The organism is Bathymodiolus thermophilus thioautotrophic gill symbiont (assembly GCF_003711265.1).
GTDB lineage: Bacteria > Pseudomonadota > Gammaproteobacteria > PS1 > Pseudothioglobaceae > Thiodubiliella.
In genome coordinates, this window is sequence record NZ_CP024634.1 from 2,080,167 (window position 1) to 2,098,571 (window position 18,405).

Below are 18,405 nucleotides of genomic sequence, written 5' to 3' on the forward strand. Positions count from 1 at the left end.
TTATTTATCCTTGAAGTGCAATGAAACTAACCATAAAAAATATTGGCGTTATTAAAGAAGCAGATATTGAATTATCGGGTCTAACCGTTATCGCTGGTGAAAATGATAGCGGAAAAAGCACTGTTGGTAAATTAATGTTTTCCATTACCAAAGCAATTGGAAGATATGAAGATGAGCTAGAAGAAAGCAAAGAGAGTGATATTGAAAAAGCAGTAGAGAGAATTTATTTTTCCATTAGAATAGTTATATTTAGGGGTAACAAGCACGAATATGAACAATTAAAAAAAATGTTTCATCCGCACTATTTCATAGATGAAGTAAATGACAATGGTATTGAAGCGATAAAAAGCAGAATTGAGTACCTAAAAGAAAAAAATATTTACAACGATAGAATCGAAGAATTATTTACCAATCTGCAAGATGTTGTCAGGCGAGACTACGATAAAAAATCCGCCATTAAAAGAGCCTTTAATAAAGTTGCTTATTCAGAGTTTAAGGGGGTAATTTCCAGCAATAAAACTAAAACCTCTAGTATAAAAATCACCGAAGGGAATAATTGCATTTTAAATATAGAACTTCACCAAAATCATGTGTCTGAATTTGATTTACAAGATGATTTATATTTTAACGACAGTGTCATCATTGAAACGCCAATGATACTTAACTTTAACGAATCAATCCAAAATTCAAAATCACTCTTCGATTCACAAGATAAACAAAGTCGTTTACGCTCACTAGGTAGAGCCAATATTGCCTTCCATGTTAAAGATTTGGATGCAAAACTTAAGAATTCTGCCTATGAAGAAGGTTTATTTCTTAATCTAAAAGACAATCAATTATATGAAAAAATCACTGGAATTATAAATGGAGAAATAAAATTCGTTAAAGAGCGTGACGAATTTATATATTTCAAAGGCGAAGAAAGTCACAACATTATTAATGTGGCTAGCGGAATTAAGTCGTTCGGTATATTGCAAATGTTGTTATCGGCTAATTTTTTAGATGAAAGAACATTGGTTGTATTAGATGAACCTGAAGTACATTTGCACCCTAAATGGCAACTAAAATATGCCGAAATTATTGTGCTTTTAGTTGAAAATAATATTAGTGTTCTTGTAACAACACATAGCCCGTATATGATTGAGGCATTAGAAAGATACAGCGAAAAATACAAAGTAGGGGCAAACTTTTATTTAGCCGAAGAGGCTATGATTAAATCAGAAAATAACAACAAAACTTTATCAAAAACAGTGGCTAAACTTTCGGAGCCATTTTCTGTTTTTGATAAAATGGATGCAGAAAAATTATAATGAGTGCAGAAACTAAATTTCGAACTAAGTATCAAGATTGTTTGACAGACCTCAAGACATTGAGTTACGACTCAGACAATGACGAATATTTATGCCAAAACACAACATATAAATCTTATAATTTTGATGAGATTGTTAAAGCAAGAAACCCTAAGTGCACCCCTGCCTCACCTGATACACTTATCTTTAAAGGAAATAAGGTATATTGTGTAGAATTCAAAAACTCATTCAAAAAAAGAGTTGACTCTGGAGTAATCAAGAAAAAACTTGAAGATGGATATAAAGTTTTATCAGAGATTTTTATAGAATTAGGTTTGCAGCTTACGGATTACCAACTTATTTTTTGTGTTGTGCATAAAGGTTTTAACGAAAGTGAGTTAGAAAAAAAAGAAACAAAGTGGAGGGAAATACGCTATAGAACTGAATATAAGCGCATTGCTCAGTTCGATTTAGAGCAGTATAAAGGCAAAGGCAAATATTTTGACGATATCCTTACCAACGATGTCGATTTTTTCAGAAAAGAATTTATAGAAAAAATAAACCCAACTTTACCATGCTAACTTCAATGATAACCCAAATCAAACAACTTCTAAAACAAAAAAACGCCGTATTGGTCGCACACTATTATGTTAGTGGCGATTTGCAAACTTTGGCGGAGGAGACGGGAGGGATTGTTTCTGATAGTTTGGAGATGGCACGATTTGGGCGGAATTGTGTGGCTGATACTATTATTGTGGCAGGGGTTAAGTTTATGGGGGAGACGGCAAAAATCCTGTCGCCTGAAAAAACTGTTTTGGTACTTGATGATAAAGCGACTTGTTCGTTAGATGAGGATTGTCCGATTGCTGAATTTTCAGCGTTTTGTGATCAGCATGCTGATAGAACAGTTGTGGTTTATGCCAACACTTCTGCCGAGGTTAAGGCGCGTGCGGATTGGGTGGTTACTTCGGGTAGTGCACTGAGTGTGGTTAAACATTTGCATCAGCAAGGGGAGAAAATTCTTTGGGCGCCTGACAAACATTTGGGCAACTATGTCAACAATGAAACAGGTGCGGATATGTTACTTTGGCAAGGTTCTTGCGTGGTGCACGAGCGTTTTAAGGCGGATGCTTTAATTGCTTTACAAAAGCAACACCCTGAGGCTGCCACTTTGGTACACCCAGAATCGCCACAAGCGGTGGTGGAATTAGCCACCGTAGTTGGCTCAACTACTGCACTGATTAATGCCGTTAAAAACAGAGAGGAACAAACTTTTATTGTGGCAACAGACAACGGTATTTTTCACAAAATGCACGAGGTAGCGCCGCACAAAAAATTAATTGAAGCGCCTACCATGGGTACAGGTGCGGATTGCGAAAGTTGTGCGCATTGTGAGTGGATGGCAATGAATACATTAGAAAAATTGTTAGAAACTTTAAACAACCCACAAAATGAAATTAAAATTGACAAAAATATTGCACAACAAGCACAATATTCAATACAAAAATTGTTAGACTTCACGGAGAAATAAACATGGCAGGACACAGTAAATGGCACAATATTCAACATCGAAAAGGTGCGCAGGACGCTAAACGAGGCAAAATTTTTACCAAACTAATTAAGGAAATTGTCATCGCCGCTAAAGCAGGTGGCGGTGTGATTGAAAACAACCCTTCTCTTAGAATGGTGATTGACAAAGCCTTAGCAGCAAACATGAAACGCGACACCATCGAAAGTGCCGTTAAACGAGGCAGTGGCGACCTTGATGGTGAAAATTATGACGAAGTGCGTTACGAAGGTTACGGCCTAGGTGGCACGGCTATTATGGTGGACACTTTAACGGATAATCGCAATCGCACTGTGGCAGATGTGCGCCATGCTTTTTCTAAACACGGGGGCAATTTAGGCACAGATGGCTCAGTGGCTTATTTGTTTAACAAACAAGGTTTTATCAGTTTTGCCTCAGGCGATGAAGATCAAATTATGGAAGTGGCATTGGAAGCAGGTGCACAAGACATTATTAGCAATGACGATGGCTCGATTGATGTCGTTACCGAACCCGAAGATTTTTTCACCGTAAAAGACGCACTCACCAATGCTGGACATGAACCCAGCCACGCTGAAGTGACTATGGAACCTGACAATCGTGTAGAACTCAATCTCGGCGATGCAGAAAAATTCATGAAACTCATCGACCGCTTAGAAGACTTAGACGATACGCAGGAAGTGTATCACAATGCAGATATTTCCGATGAAGTAATGGCGCAATTGTAAGTTAGAATCTTTACACGAGATGTTGGGGACGAAAAAATCCAAGCAATTACCAACAAAGACTGAGATAAATTGAAGCAACCAAAAACGCTAAATAATCCAACAAAAAACCAGTATTTTTAGGATAAAGTTATCTGTATAAATTGGAATCAGAAGAGAAAAAATGGTATTTTTCAGTGGCATTATTGCAATTACTGAAGTCATTTTTTAGGTTAATTCACTCTATGAGAGGCTTTTGCATAAATATGAACAATCATTAGGAATTCACTTTTCACCAAATTGGCAAAAATTGAATTTTGCTAATCATCCATATTTACGCAAAGGTCTCTATTAAAATGAACAAAAATATTTTAATTAATAAAAAACACAATAATGATTAAAACAATTAAAAACATTCAGGCACTCAGTGGTTTCAAGCAAGAAGGGTTAAACAAAAAACTTGCCACTTTAAACATTAAACTCAGTGGTGCAGAATTTGTGCATTTTGCAGATTGTACACATACACTGACGGCAACTGAGAGAGAGGTTTTGTCGGAACTTTTAAGTTATGAAGCACCATTTACAGAAGTGAATGAGACGCAAATTATTGTCATACCACGGCTTGGCACGATTTCGCCTTGGTCATCTAAAGCCAGTGATATTTTGCATTTGTGTGGATTGGAAAAAGTTAAGCGCATTGAGCGGGGGATTGTTTATCATTTTGAGGGGGAAATCACAGATAAAAAGGCTGTTTTGTCAATTATTATGGACAAAATGACGGAGTCTGAACTGGTGTCAATTGATGCGGCACACAGTATTTTTGATGATTTTGTGCCACAGCCTTTTAAGCAAATAGATATTTTGGCGGAGGGAAAATCGGCGTTAGAGCATGCGAACGCTACTTTAGGTTTGGCGTTGTCTGCGGGTGAAATTGCGTATTTGCTGGACAGTTTTAACAAATTACAGCGTAATCCGACTGATGTGGAATTAATGATGTTTGCACAGGCAAATTCTGAACATTGTCGGCATAAGATTTTTAATGCCGATTGGACAATTGACGGTGTGGCACAAGCGAAGAGCTTGTTTTCAATGATTCGCAATACTTACCATCAGCACCCTGAGGGGTTGTTGAGTGTTTATTCAGACAATTCAGCGGTAATGGCAGGCTATAAGGGTAAGCGCTTTTATGCGGATGACCAAGGGCGTTATGTTAGTTCGATGGAGCATAGGGCGATTTTAATGAAGGTGGAAACGCACAACCACCCTACTGCTATCGCACCGCATCCGGGGGCGGCAACGGGTTCTGGAGGGGAGATTCGTGATGAAGGAGCAACGGGTCGGGGGTCAAAACCTAAGGTGGGCTTGTGTGGATTTAGTGTGTCTAATCTTAAAATTAACCAAGCGTTACAACCATGGGAAGTTGATTATGGCAAGCCTAATCAAATTGTTTCAGCGTTAGATATTATGCTTGAAGGTCCGATTGGAGCGGCGGCGTTTAACAATGAATTTGGTCGCCCCAATATCTTAGGTTATTTTAGAACTTATGAACAACAAGCCCCTGATGGCGATGTGCGAGGCTATCACAAGCCGATTATGCTGGCGGGTGGATTGGGGCATATTCAAGAACAACATATTGAAAAAGGCAATATTCCTGTGGGTAGTTTGATTATCGTTTTGGGCGGTCCAGCAATGTTGATTGGCTTGGGTGGTGGTGCGGCATCGTCTATCAATAGTGGCGAACAACATGAAGATTTGGATTTTGCCTCGGTGCAACGAGCCAATCCAGAAATGGAGCGCCGTGCGCAAGAAGTGATCGACCGTTGTGCCAATTTGGGTGATAAAAACCCCATTATCTCCATTCACGATATTGGCGCTGGTGGTTTGTCAAATGGCTTGCCTGAATTGGTGAATGATGCAGGCAAAGGGGGGCGATTTAAACTGCGCAATATTCCCAATGATGACAAACAAATGTCGCCATTGGAAATTTGGTGTAACGAGTCTCAAGAGCGTTATGTACTGGCAATTAGCGCCGAAAGTCTTGATTTATTCAGCAAACTTTGTCAGCGAGAGCGTGCGCCCTTTGCGGTATTAGGCGAATCTACCAAGGCGCAAGAATTGATTTTAAGCGATACTTTGTTTGACAACGATCCCATTGCAATGCCGATGGCGGTATTACTTGGCAATCCACCAAAAACCACAATTGATGCACACACACAACCGCTTCATTTAAACGCCTTAGATACCAGTGCCATTCAACTGGATGAGGCAATTACAAGAATTTTACAACTGCCAACCGTTGCCAGCAAAAATTTCTTAATTACCATTGGCGACAGAAGCATAACAGGCATGGTGGCGCGCGATCAATGTGTTGGCCCATGGCAAGTTCCAGTGGCAGATTGTGCGATTTCACTGGCAGATTATGAGGGCTATCAAGGGGAAATTATGTCTTTGGGCGAGCGCACACCTTTGGCGTTGTGCGATGCCAATGCTGCTGCCAGAATGACGATTGGTGAAGCGTTGACCAATATGTTGGGTGGTTTTGTTGCCGATATTCATCACATTAGCCTTAGTGCTAACTGGATGAGTGCCAGTGGCCATACTGGCGAAGATGCCAAATTATTTGAGGCAGTTCGAGCAGTAGGCATGGATTTGTGTCCAGAATTAGGCTTAACAGTACCTGTGGGTAAAGATTCAATGAGCATGAAAAGTGCTTGGACGGAAAACGGCAAAGACAAATCTGTTACCGCCCCATTATCGCTCATTATTACCGCCTTCTCCAAAACCCCTGATGTGCGTACACAAATTACCCCTTTGTTAGACACGACAATTGACAGTGAATTGCTACTCATTGATCTAGGATTGGGCAAAAACCGTATGGGTGGTTCGTGTTTGGCGCAAGTTTATAACCAAATTGGCAATATAGCGCCAAATCTTGATGATGCCACTTTGTTTAAAAATTTCTTTACCACCATCAATCAACTCAACAAGGATGGACTCATTAGTGCTTACCACGACCGCAGTGATGGTGGCGTTATTACCACCCTACTAGAAATGGCATTTACCACACATTGTGGTTTGGACATTTTTGAAGATGCTATCAATGCACTGTTTAATGAAGAATTGGGCTGTGTTATTCAAGTAGCAAATAACAACAAGGTGGCAGTAGAAAATGCACTGGCTCAAGCAGGACTCGCAAACTGCACTCGCATCATTGCCAATATCAACCATACCGATACCATTAATATTGGCAATTTCAGCGAACAACGCAGCATCCTGCAACAACTGTGGAGCAAGACTTCTTACGAAATCGCCAAACTGAGAGACAACCCTGAATGCGCCAAACAAGAATTTGATTTAATCGGACAAGCAACAGCAGGATTGCAAATACACCCCTCATTTGACATAAACCAAGCCCCAGCAATTTTAACCCAACGCCCAAAAGTTGCCATTCTGCGTGAACAAGGGGTAAATGGTCAAATTGAAATGGCAGCCGCCTTTGACAAAGCAGGTTTTGAAGCAATTGATGTCCACATGAGCGATATTTTAGCGGGTCGCCTCTCGCTTTCTGCTTTTAGCGGTTTAGTCGCTTGCGGTGGTTTTTCGTATGGCGATGTGCTGGGTGCTGGGCGCGGTTGGGCCAGTTCCATTCTTTACAATCCACGCACCAAAGATGAATTTGAAACTTTCTTTAATCGCACCAACAGTTTTGCCCTAGGCATTTGTAACGGTTGTCAAATGATGTCTAATCTAACAGCCATCATTCCTGGTAGTCAAGATTTCCCCACTTTTAAACGCAATACCTCCGAACAATTTGAAGCCCGCTTCTCTTCGGTGAAAATCGGTGCCAGCCATTCCCTCTTTTTAAACGATATGCAGGATTCTATCATGCCAATTGCACTTGCTCACGGAGAAGGTCGCGCCATTTTTACGGGCAATCAAAACAACAATATCGCCTTACAATATGTTGACCATAACGCCAACCCAACGCAAAACTATCCACACAATCCCAATGGCTCGGACAATGCAGTGGCTGGTGTTACTAACGACTCTGGTAGGGTAACCATTATGATGCCACATCCAGAACGCGTTATTAGAGCGGTACAAAACTCTCACCATCCAAAAGAGTGGGAAGAACGCAGCCCTTGGATGCGGATGTTTGAAAATGCAAGGGCTTGGGTAGATTAAGAATCTGTAACGCCCACCTCTTTACAGATGCAATCCTATCAACTCATTCGCTCAAAACGCAAAACTTTATCCTTGCAAATTGATAAAAATGCCCAACTATTAGTGCGTGCGCCGATGCGTCTCAGTATTAAAAAAATTGAGGATTTCGTCAATGAAAAACAAAAATGGATTCAGGAAAAACAAGCAGAAATAACAAGAAAAATACCACCTAAACAAAATTATGAAAATGGCAATAAGTATTTATTTTTAGGGAAATCATACCCTTTGCAATATGTTGAATCAGGTGATCCGCTCACCTTTAACGGGCAATCGTTTCAATTTAACCATCAATATGATGGTTATAACGCCTTTCACTGGTTTTACAAGAAAGAATTTATCGAAACCGCTGTGCCAATCCTGAATCAACTGGCTGAAAAATACACATTAAATTACCAAAAAGTGCGCTTTAAGGCACAAAAAACCCGCTGGGGCTCATGCAGTGCCAGCAACAATATCAATCTTAATTATTTGTTGATCATGGCACCAATATCAGTAATTGAAGCAGTCATTGCCCACGAATTGGCACACATAAAGCACAAAAATCATAGCAAAGATTTTTATCAACTGCTAGACAGCATGATATCCACACGCAAACAAACGGATATTTGGCTCAAAGACAACGGTCAACAACTACACAATTTATAAATAAAGATATTGGTAAATATGATTATTTACTAGAAAAAGCATTGTGCAATTCTGCTTTAGAAGAAGCGATAATCCGCCATGCAGAGCGCAATAAAAGTCCTGATAAGATAATAGCAACAAAGATATCTGGCCAAAATGAATGGGTCAACCAAACTGCAATTGAAGTGATTAGTACAGAGAAATTAACCATAATATCGTTTTTAGAACATTCCCAAACCGAAGTCATATTAATGTCCTCATGACGATGACGCCATAAAATCAAAAAACAGATGCTATTTGCCACCATACTCAACAAACTAAAGGCACCCATCACCTCAAAAATAGGCACACTGGGAACAAACAATTTATAAACCACTTGCCCAATAATAAACACAGCGCTGGCAAAAATTAAAACCCCTTTTAAATAAGCGACTTTTGCCTTGAAAATCATCCCCTGAGTCAGGGCGTACAAACTTAATGCATAAGTAACTGCATCGCCAAAATTATCTAAACTGTCTGCAAGCAATGCACTGGTATTCGCATATATTGCCGCCGAACCAATGACAAAAAACATAACAACATTGATGGCGAACACCCATCTTAAACTGGTTCTCTGATTGGCTTTGGTTGTATCTAGAGAACAATTTCCTTCGCAACATTTTCCCATTGGCTTTTAAGTAGAATTATGCAGCACTAAACTTTGTGGTCGCCTCTTCCATTGCCGCTTTTAAAGTACCCATTTCTGCCATTTCGACAATAATATCACCGCCACCAACGAGTTCGCTGTTCATATAGATTTGCGGAAAAGTTGGCCAATCGGCAAAAGCCGGTAGATTTTGCATAACTTCTTGGTCGTCAAAAATATTCACATAAGCAAATTCAACCCCTGTTGAAGCCAATGTTTGTGCGGCGGTCGATGAAAAACCGCATTGTGGAAATTGCGGTGTGCCTTTCATATATAAAACGATTGCCGCACTGTCCACCTGCTTTTGAATTCTTTCCATTACTTCCATATCTATCTCCTTAATAAGTTTAATACCTGAGCATTTTACCCCAATCAAAATATAGAAATTAAAAAAACGCAGAAAGCCCTGTTGGTGTAACTTAAAAAAATGCTAAGTGAGGCATAGAGGCTGAATGAAGGATAAACTTTATTCCGTTGTCCTTTTTTATAAAGGCTATCCCGATAGAGTTAAGATGAGTTTATAAAAATTTACAACTGAGTGAAAGTTGGCCTTTAGTTAATATTTATGCCTAATGCAGGAAGCTCCAAATGGATAAAAAATTGGATGCTTAATAATTATTTATATTTGTGCAAAGCTTTTTATGCGTAGGAGTGGGCATCATTTCCACCTACAAGCACCTTGAACATCGGGCTCCCTTTGCCAACCCTGATCCAAGTAATACTGGTCTCTTATAGAATAAAGTCAAACTCTCTGATCACCTCTGTTGTTAAATATTTTAAGCTCGTAATCTAAAAGTGATGACCTTGCCCCCCCTTGACACTCCCTGTTTGACCCACTCTCATCCCCTCTGGGCTTGCTACAAGTGTATCAATTTCAGGCACCCTAGGTACTTTATTTGTCACATAAGACACGGCTTCTATGCGATCTTCATAAGTAGCAATATGAACTTCTCCTAACGAATCGCCACCAGATGCGCCATCAATTTTTTTCACTAAACCGCCTGATAGCAACGAGGAAGAATTAGATTCTTCCTCAAACGGTCTAATTTTTATTTCCCACTTAAGTAAAGTAGGCCTAACTTCTGCATTGTACAACTCTAGATCGGCTTTCAATCTTAAATTATAAGTTTTGAATCGAAAACTATCCTCTTTGATTATCTTCACTAAGTTGCCTGTCGTTGAATCTATTTGAAAGAAGTAAGGAGGAGGGCTATTGGCTAAAGGTTGATAATTTTGAAAATCAAAAAAAAGTAGTCCTCAGCAGAAAGCAAACTGCTATAAAATATGACTACTAGTAATAAGGCCTTTAAAAAACCAAAAAAGATGTTTTTAACCTTCATTGATACGCCAAAAAACTTCCAATACGATTTAAAAAACAGTGTGTTTTCATTCAAAAAATAAAAGATATATTTGTGCAATGCCTTTTTTTGTAATTTTCTACCGAAAGTGGCATTATATAACTTTCTATCAAAGACAATAAGGTCTTTGCGCAAATATGAATGATGAACAATATTCAATTTTTGCCCTCTTATAAAGATGGCTGTGTAGTGTTGAAAAAATTGGTGATTTTTTTAAACTTTGTGCAGAGAAAAGGCGATTACAAGCCACTCTCTACGCTTGGATTTATCTCCCTAGAAGGCTACTGGTGTCGCTGGAAAAATTGCCAAGAGGTTGAAAATAAATTCTTAGTGATTGCTCATATTTATGCAAAGGTCTCTAGGGGTAGAAGTGGGCATCATTTTCACTTACAAGCACCCCGACTACCGATCCTCCCTTTCCGACCCCGTTCCAAGTCCCTTTGCCAACCCCGGTCCAAGTAATACTGGTCTTTTATGGAATAAAGTCGAACTTTCTGATCGCCTCTGTTGCTAAATATTTTAAGTTCGTAATCTAAAAGTGATGACCCTGCTCCCTTGACATTTGCTGTTTGACCTATTCTCAAGCCCTCTGGGTTTGCTACAATTGTATCAATTTCAGGCATTCCAGGTACTTTATTTTTCACATAAGACACAGCTTCTATACGATCTTCATAAGTGGCGACATGAATTTCTCTTGACAAAAAGCCGTCACCAGATTCGTTATAAACTTTTTTCACTAAATCTTCTGATAACAGCGAGGAAGAATTAGATTCTCCCTCAAACGGTCTAATTTTTATTTCCCACTTAAGTAAAGTAGGCCTAACTTCTACATTGTACAACTCTAGATCGGCTTTCAATCTTAAATTATAAGTTTTGAATCGAAAACTATCCTCTTTGATTATCTTCACTAAGTTACCTGTCGTTGGATCTATTTGAAAGAAGTAAGGAGGGGGGCTATTGGCTACAGGTTGATAATTTTGAAGATCAAAAAACATGTAGTCCTTAGCAGAAAGCAAACCGCTATAAAATATGACTACCAGCAATAAGGCCTTTAAAAAACCAAAAAAGATGTTTTTAATTTTCATTGATACACCAAAAAAACTTCCAATACGATTTAAAAAACAGTGTGTTTTCATTTAAAAAATAAAAGATATGTTTGTGCAATGCCTTTTTTGTAATTTTTTACTAAAAGTGGCATTATATAACTTTCTACCAAAGTCAGTGAGACCTTTGCGTAAATATGAATGATGAGCAATATTCAATTTTTGCCCTCTTAAAAAATGACTGTGTAGTGTTTCCTTGCGCAGAGAAGGAGCGATTATAAACCACGCCCTACGGCTGGATCTATATTCCTAGAAGACTGCTGCTGTCGCTGGAAAATAGGAGTAAACATCATTCTCCCCCACAAGCACCTTGATCATTAAAATCCTCTACCTCTATCTGATAATTAGGCTCTATTTTCCAACCCCGATCCAAATAATATTGGTCCCTTATAGAAAGAAGTTGAACGCCCCTTGCACCTCTGCCTTTAAATATTTTAAGTTCATAATCCAAAAGCGCTGATCCTGCCCCCTTAACATTCGTCGTTTGACCTATTCTCATTCCCTCTGGATTTGCTGTAAGTATATCAATTTCAGGCGTTCTAGGATTTGCATTATCCACATAAGACACGGCTTCTATACGATCTTCGTAAGTAGCAACATGAACTTCTTTTGGAGGTGGACTCTTGCTAGATTGCTCTTCAACTTTGTCCACCAAATCGCCTGAAAAAAATGAGGAATAATCTGAGTCTTTCTCTAAAGGGATAATTTTTTCTTTCCACCTAAGCAAAGTAGGCTCAACTTCTATCTTATACTGCGCCAAATCAGCTTTCAATTGCAAATTGTAAGTTTTAAATTGAAAACTACCTTCTGTATCAGTCAATCTAGCCAAATTGCCTGTTGCTGGATCTCTTTGAAAGAAATAAGGAGGAGGGCTATTGGCTGTAGGTTGATAATTTTGAAGATCAAAAGTCATGTATTCAGTGGCGCAAAGCAAACCAATATAAAATACAACAGTCAGTAATAAGGTTTTTAAAAAACCAAAAAAGATATTTTTAAATTTCATTTGAGACCTTTGCGTAAATGGATAATGAACAACATTCAATTTTTGCCTCTCCTAAAAAGATGGTTGTGAGAGGTGTTGCTGGAAAAATTGTCAAGCGGGTGAAAAGTAAATTCTTAATGACTACTCATATTTGCACAAGGGTCTCTATGGATAAAAATGAGCATCAATCTCGCCCACAAGCACCCTGATCGCCAAACACATCCGTCCAACGAGCAGGCTCGCTTTTCCAGCCCCGATCCAAGTAATACTCATCTCTTGTAGAAAAAAGTCGAACTTTCTCTGCGCCTCTGCCTTTAAATGTTTTAAGTTCATAATCTAAAAGCGCCGACCCTGCTCCCTTAACATTCATCGTTTGACCCACCCTCATTCCCTCTGGATTTGCTGCAAGTATATCAATTTCAGGCATTTCAGGTTCTGTATTTTTCACATAAGACGCGGCTTCTACACGACCTTTGTAAATGGCAACATGAACTTCTCTTGGAAGTGAACCTTCAAGAGATCCGTCATTAACTTTGTTCATTAAATCGCTTGACAAAAATGAGACAGAATCTGAGTCATACTCAGAGGGGGAAATTCTTACTCTCCATCTAGACAAAGTAGGCTCAACTTCTTCCCTATACCATTCTAAATCAGCTCTCAATTTTAAATTATAAGTTTTAAATTGAAAACTATTTTCTAGGTCGGTTACTTTAGTCAAGTTGCCTGTAATTGGATCTCTTTGAAAGAAGTAGGGAGAGGGGCTATCAGCTGCAGGTTGGTAATTTTGAAGATCAAAAACCATATATTCATTGGCATAAAGTAAACTGCTGCAGAATGCGACTACCAGCAATAAAGCCTTTAAGAAACCAAAAAAGATGTTTTTAACTTTCATTGATACGCCAAAAAAACCAATACGATTTAGGCGTGGCGTGTTTTTATTTAAAAAATAAAAGATATATTTGTGCAATGCCTTCTTTATATAATTTTCTATTGGAAATGGCATTATATAACTTTCTATCAAAAATAATGAGCACTTTGCATAAAATATGGACGATGAGTAACATTTAATTTTTTTCTTCCTGGGGGATGACTGTGTAGCACTGGCTCAATTGGTGATTTCTTTAAACTTTGCCCTAGTATTACCGATGCCCCCCCTGCGTTAAGACGGCCCTCCACAGGCACCCTCCTCTGGCTCCATTTTCCAACCTCGTTTGGCATAATACTCGCTCTCTATGGCATAAAGTTGAATTCTCTCTATGCCATCCTCTTGGTAGGATCGAACGATATTCTCTAAAAGAGCCGAACCCCCTCCTTTAACAATCGTTGTTTGACCTTCCAATAATCCCTCAGGGTTTGCTATAATTGTATCAATTTCAGGCGTTTGTTTGGCATCGTACACATAAGACACAGCCTCTATATTGTCGTCGTAAATAGCAACATGGACTTCTCTTGAAGATTTACTATCTAGTGCAATATTCGTCTCCATCTGACCTGATAAATCTATGGAAAGGTCGGCATCAGTGTCGGGTGGTGCATCTTCGTTTTTCCATCGGCGTAAAATAGGCCTAACTTCTCGCCTATACAACTTCATATCAGCTGGCAAGTCTAAATCGTAAGTTTTAAATGTGAAACTATTTTGTGTGTCGGGTATTTTAATTAAGTCACCTGTACTCTCATCTCTTGCAAAAAAGTAAGGGCGGAAATCATTATTTGTATATGGATAATTCCGCAGATCAAGAAACATATGCCCACCAGTGGCATAAAGTAAACCACTGTAAAATATAACTGCCAGTAATAAGGTTTTTAAAAAACCAAAAAAGATATTTTTAAATTTCATTTATACGCCAAAAAAATTTCAATACAATTTAGGCAACGGTGTGTTTTTATGTGATGCCTTTTTGTGTCATTTTCTATTGAAAGTAGCATTATGAGACTTTTGCACAAACATAAATAATCATCAAGAATCCACTTTTTACCCACTTGGTAATTTTTTAAACCCAGCCTTAGCCTTGCTAGGACAAGGTTTAAGAAAATCACCAAGTGGGTAAAAATTGAATTTTGCCAATCATCCATATTTATGCAAAAGTCTCATTATATAACTTTCCATCAAAAGCAATGATTATTCATATTTATGCAAAGGTCTCCATGAATAGGAACAAACATCACTCTCCCCCACAGGCACCATCTTCTTGCCAAGGATCGGGTTCTCTTTGCCAACCCCGATCCAAGTAATACTGGTCTCTTTCAGAATAAAGTCGGGCTTTCACTGCACCCCTGCTTCTAAACTTTTGAAGTATATAATCTAAGAGCGATGAACCTGCCCCCTTAACATTCGTTGTTTGACCTTTTATCATCCCCCAGGGGTTTGCTACAATTGTATCAATTTCAGGGACTTCGTCTGCTGTATTTGGCACATAAGATATGGCTTCTATACGACCTTCGTAAGTGGCAACATGAACTTCCCCTGAAAATGGGCCACTACGAAGGTCATACCTAAGATCGGCAAGCATACCATCTGACAGCGATGAGGAAGAATGGAATTCTTCATCAAATGGCTCAATTTCTTCCCTCCATTTAAGTAAAACAGGTTCAACCTCTTCGATATACGATTCTATATCAACGGTTGTTCTGAAATTGTAAGTTTTAAATTGAAAACTATTTCCTGTATCGACTACTTTAATTAAGTTACCTGTAGTTGAATCCACTTCAAAAAAGTAAGGAGGGGAACCATTGTCTGCAGGTTGATAATTTTGAAGATCAAGAGTCATATAGCCATCGGCATAAAGCAAACTGCTGCAAAATATGACTGCCAGTAATAAGGTTTTTAAAAAACCAAAAAAAATGTTTTTAAATTTCATTTATACATCAAAAAAACTTCAATACGATTTAGGGGGCAGTGTATTTTCATTCAAAAAATAAAGGATGTGTTTGCACAGTGCCTTTTTGTGTAATTTTCTGTTGAAAACGGCATTATATAACTTTCTATCAAAGATAGCGAGACCTTTGCATAAATATAGATGATGAGCAATATTCAATTTTTGCCCGCCTATAGATATTATCTCCCACAAGCACTATAATCATCAGATTCCCTTTGCCAGCCTCGATCTAAATAATATTGGTCTCTTACAGAATAAAGTCGAGCTTTCACTGCACCCCTACTTCTAAACTTTTGAAGTATATAATCTAAGAGTGATGAGCCTGCCCCCTTAACATTCGTTGTTTGACCTTCTATCATTCCCCAAGGGTTCGCTACAATTGTATCGATTTCAGGCACCACAGCTTCTGCCTTTGGTACATAAGATATGGCCTCTATGCGACCTTCGTAAGTGGCAACATGAACTTCTCCTGAGAACGGGCCATCACCAAAGTCATGCCTAAGATCGATAAGCATAGCGTCTGACAGGGATGAGGAAGAATGAAATTCTTCATCAAATGGCTCGATTTCTTCTCTCCATTCAAGTAAAACAGGCTCAACTTCTTTGATGCACGACTCCATATCGGCTGTTACTCTAAAATTGTAAGTTTTAAATTGAAAATCATTCTCTATGTCGAAGACTTTTATTAAATTACCTGTGACTGGATCTACTTCAAAAAAGTAAGGAGGGAGATTGTTAGCAGGTTGATAATTTTGAAGATTAAGAAACATAAGGCCGTCGGCATAAAGCAAACTGCTACAGAATACGACGACCAGTAATAAGGTTTTTAAAAAACCAAAAAAAATGTTTTTAAATTTCATTTATACCAAAAAAACTTCTAATATGATTTAGAGAACAGCGTGTTTTCATCTAAAGAATAAAGAATAGGTTTGATGCCTTTTTGTGTCATTTTCTATTGAAAGTGGCATTATGAGGACTTTACATAAATACGGATGATTGAAAAAATTGAATTTTTGCTCAAGTGGCAATTTCTTTAAACTTTATCCTAACAAGGTTAAGGCTGGGTTTAAAAAATTACCAAGTGGGTAAAAAGTGAATGTTTGATAATTGTGCATATTTATACAAAGGTCTTATTATAACTTTCTATAAAAATAGTATGATACACCAAATTTAAACATCCAATTCAAAATATAGAGACCTTTGCTTTAAAAAGGAGGGGTATTACCACAGGCACTTCTATTTGGTTCTGCTTGCCAGCCTCGTTTACTATAATATTTGTCATTTATAGAATAAAGCCGAACTCTCCCCCTGCCCTCCGCTTGATAGCCTCGAACGATACCCTCCAAAAGAGACGAGCCTCCCCCCTTAACAATCGCTGTTTGACCTTCTAACATGCCTTCAGGATTTGCTGCCATTAGCTCAATTTTAGGCACTGGATCAGCATTATTCACATAAGACACAGCCTCTACATTGCCTCTGTAAGTAACAATATGAACTTTTCTTAAAGGCAATTTCTCCTTCAGGCAAAAATCAATACTGTCTGCCATACTTCCTGATAAAAATGAAGCGGAATCGGCCTCACTGTCAAGCGGTGCAATTGTTCCCCTCCATTCAAGTAGAACAGGTCTAACTTCTACTCTATACAGAGCCGCATCGTCTAGTGATTCTAAATTGTAAGTTTTAAATTGAAAACTGTTCTGCACATCGGGCACTCTAATCAAGTTACCTGTAGCCAGATCCCTTTCGAAGAAGTAGGGGCGGAAATCATTCGATATATATGGATAATTCTGCAGATCAAGAAACATATATTGATCAGCATAAAGCAAACCGCTATAAAATACGACTACCAGTAATAAGGTTTTAAAGAAATCAAAAAAAATGTTTTTAAACTTCATTTACGCCTCCAAAAACTCCCAATACGATTTAGGGAATATAAAAAATAGTATGTTTTCCTCTAAAAATAAAACCTCTTGATAGATTATTCATATTAATGCAAAGACCTCACTGTATAACTTTCTGTCGAAGATGATATGATACCCCAAAACCTAAACATTTAACACTTGCAATCTAGGCATGATGTTGTCTCTATAATTTGACAGCCCCCTGCATTAACCAAAGGTCAAATTTTATTCAACATTTATGCTTAATTATATTTATGCAAAAATATAGATAGAAGGGGTGTTAACGCCCACAAGCGCCATTACCAATCCCTCTTTGCCAGCCCCGATCCAAGTAATACCTGTCTCTTATAGAATAAAGTCGAACTCTTTCTGCACCTCTGTTTTTAAACTTTTGAAGCATATAATCTAAGAGCGATGACCCCGCTCCTTTAACATTCGTTATTTGACCCTTTATCATTCCCCAAGGGTTTGCTACAATTGCCTTAATCTCAGGCACTTCAACTACTATATTTTTCACATAAGAGACCGATTCTATACGACCTTCGTAAGTGGCAACATGAACTTCTCCTTGAAACAAACCTTTGATATCATGCCTAACATCGCTTACCAAAGTCTCTGACAAAGATGAGGCGCTATAGAAGTCCTCATCAAGTGGAGCACCCCCTTCCCCCCATCTAAGTAAAACAGGCCTAACTTCTGCTTTATACAACTCTACATCGGCTGTTAACCCCAAATTGTAAGTTTTAAATTGAAAACTATTGTTTGCGTCAATTACTTTAACTAAGTTACCTGTAGTTGGATCTATTTCAAAGAAGTAAGGGGAATTATTGGTTACATGTTGATAATTTTGAAGATCAAGAAACATGTGTCCATCAGCATACAGTGAACCGCCGTAAAACACGGCTACCAGTAACAAGGTTTTTAAAAAACCAAAAAAGGTGTTTTTAAATTTCATTTATACGCCTCCAAAAAAAACTGCCAACACACCAACAAGAGACCTTTGCATAAATATGAATAATCATCAAGAATCCTCGTTTCACCCACTTGGTAATTTTTTTAAACCCAGTCTTAGCCCTGCTAGAACAAGGTTTAAGAAAATTACCAAGTGGGCAA

The 18,405-nt window shown here is 38.4% G+C and carries 18 protein-coding genes; 6 read left to right on the forward strand and 12 right to left on the reverse strand.

Going from position 1 to position 18,405, the window contains the following annotated elements; translation table 11 throughout:
• Positions 1-20 precede the first annotated feature (20 nt).
• The 6 genes from MS2017_RS07195 to MS2017_RS07220 all read left to right on the forward strand — a co-directional run bounded on the left by MS2017_RS07195 (position 21) and on the right by MS2017_RS07220 (position 8,408).
• Entirely contained in the window at positions 21-1,310 is a 1,290-nt protein-coding gene (locus MS2017_RS07195; RefSeq protein WP_122951767.1) for an AAA family ATPase, read from the forward strand.
• Positions 1,310-1,870 (forward strand): hypothetical protein, encoded by a 561-nt coding sequence (locus MS2017_RS07200; protein ID WP_122951768.1) that lies wholly within the window; start codon positions 1,310-1,312, stop codon positions 1,868-1,870. The genes MS2017_RS07195 and MS2017_RS07200 overlap by 1 nt, the downstream gene beginning before the upstream one ends.
• Positions 1,864-2,820 (forward strand): quinolinate synthase NadA, encoded by a 957-nt coding sequence (gene nadA / locus MS2017_RS07205; RefSeq protein WP_071564445.1) that lies wholly within the window; start codon positions 1,864-1,866, stop codon positions 2,818-2,820. Before MS2017_RS07200 ends, nadA begins: the two co-directional genes overlap by 7 nt.
• Before the next feature lie 2 nt (positions 2,821-2,822).
• Positions 2,823-3,563: a YebC/PmpR family DNA-binding transcriptional regulator gene (locus tag MS2017_RS07210; protein WP_071564443.1), complete on the forward strand. Its 741-nt coding sequence runs from the start codon at positions 2,823-2,825 to the stop codon at positions 3,561-3,563.
• A 372-nt stretch (positions 3,564-3,935) separates the two neighbouring features.
• A complete protein-coding gene (gene purL, locus MS2017_RS07215) occupies positions 3,936-7,724 on the forward strand; it encodes a phosphoribosylformylglycinamidine synthase (protein WP_122952238.1) in 3,789 nt (1,262 codons plus the stop codon).
• Positions 7,725-7,751: 27 nt separating this feature from the next.
• Positions 7,752-8,408, forward strand: a complete 657-nt coding sequence (locus MS2017_RS07220; RefSeq protein WP_122951769.1) for a M48 family metallopeptidase — start codon at positions 7,752-7,754, stop codon at positions 8,406-8,408.
• 22 nt (positions 8,409-8,430) lie between these two features.
• Here the strand turns inward: MS2017_RS07220 and MS2017_RS07225 are convergent, their stop codons facing one another.
• From MS2017_RS07225 to MS2017_RS07285, 12 genes are all read right to left on the reverse strand, one after another.
• Positions 8,431-9,054 (reverse strand): cation efflux transmembrane domain-containing protein, encoded by a 624-nt coding sequence (locus MS2017_RS07225; RefSeq protein ID WP_122951770.1) that lies wholly within the window; start codon positions 9,052-9,054, stop codon positions 8,431-8,433.
• Between the two features lie 16 nt (positions 9,055-9,070).
• The gene (gene grxD, locus MS2017_RS07230) at positions 9,071-9,400 is read right to left on the reverse strand and encodes a Grx4 family monothiol glutaredoxin (RefSeq protein WP_071564438.1); all 330 of its coding nucleotides are present in this window, start codon (positions 9,398-9,400) and stop codon (positions 9,071-9,073) included.
• 461 nt (positions 9,401-9,861) lie between these two features.
• Positions 9,862-10,185 (reverse strand): hypothetical protein, encoded by a 324-nt coding sequence (locus MS2017_RS07235; protein WP_164707654.1) that lies wholly within the window; start codon positions 10,183-10,185, stop codon positions 9,862-9,864.
• A gap of 628 nt (positions 10,186-10,813) precedes the next feature.
• Positions 10,814-11,515 (reverse strand): hypothetical protein, encoded by a 702-nt coding sequence (locus MS2017_RS07245; RefSeq protein ID WP_071564434.1) that lies wholly within the window; start codon positions 11,513-11,515, stop codon positions 10,814-10,816.
• 307 nt (positions 11,516-11,822) lie between these two features.
• Entirely contained in the window at positions 11,823-12,575 is a 753-nt protein-coding gene (locus MS2017_RS07250; protein WP_164707655.1) for a hypothetical protein, read from the reverse strand.
• A gap of 124 nt (positions 12,576-12,699) precedes the next feature.
• Entirely contained in the window at positions 12,700-13,536 is an 837-nt protein-coding gene (locus MS2017_RS07255; RefSeq protein WP_143108741.1) for a GNAT family N-acetyltransferase, read from the reverse strand.
• A 138-nt stretch (positions 13,537-13,674) separates the two neighbouring features.
• Positions 13,675-14,352, reverse strand: coding sequence for a hypothetical protein (locus tag MS2017_RS07260; RefSeq protein WP_071564428.1), 678 nt, complete (start codon positions 14,350-14,352; stop codon positions 13,675-13,677).
• Entirely contained in the window at positions 14,349-14,588 is a 240-nt protein-coding gene (locus tag MS2017_RS07265; RefSeq protein WP_122951774.1) for a hypothetical protein, read from the reverse strand. The genes MS2017_RS07260 and MS2017_RS07265 overlap by 4 nt, the downstream gene beginning before the upstream one ends.
• Positions 14,589-14,677: 89 nt before the next feature.
• Positions 14,678-15,283: a hypothetical protein gene (locus MS2017_RS07270; protein ID WP_164707656.1), complete on the reverse strand. Its 606-nt coding sequence runs from the start codon at positions 15,281-15,283 to the stop codon at positions 14,678-14,680.
• A gap of 287 nt (positions 15,284-15,570) precedes the next feature.
• Complete coding sequence (locus MS2017_RS07275; protein WP_122951776.1) at positions 15,571-16,251, reverse strand: hypothetical protein; 681 nt, start codon at positions 16,249-16,251, stop codon at positions 15,571-15,573.
• A gap of 345 nt (positions 16,252-16,596) precedes the next feature.
• Positions 16,597-17,196 (reverse strand): hypothetical protein, encoded by a 600-nt coding sequence (locus tag MS2017_RS07280; RefSeq protein ID WP_143108855.1) that lies wholly within the window; start codon positions 17,194-17,196, stop codon positions 16,597-16,599.
• Positions 17,197-17,572: 376 nt separating this feature from the next.
• Positions 17,573-18,247 carry a GNAT family N-acetyltransferase gene (locus MS2017_RS07285; protein ID WP_122951777.1) on the reverse strand — a complete coding sequence of 225 codons (675 nt, stop codon included), beginning with the start codon at positions 18,245-18,247 and terminating at the stop codon, positions 17,573-17,575.
• Positions 18,248-18,405: the final 158 nt, after the last annotated feature.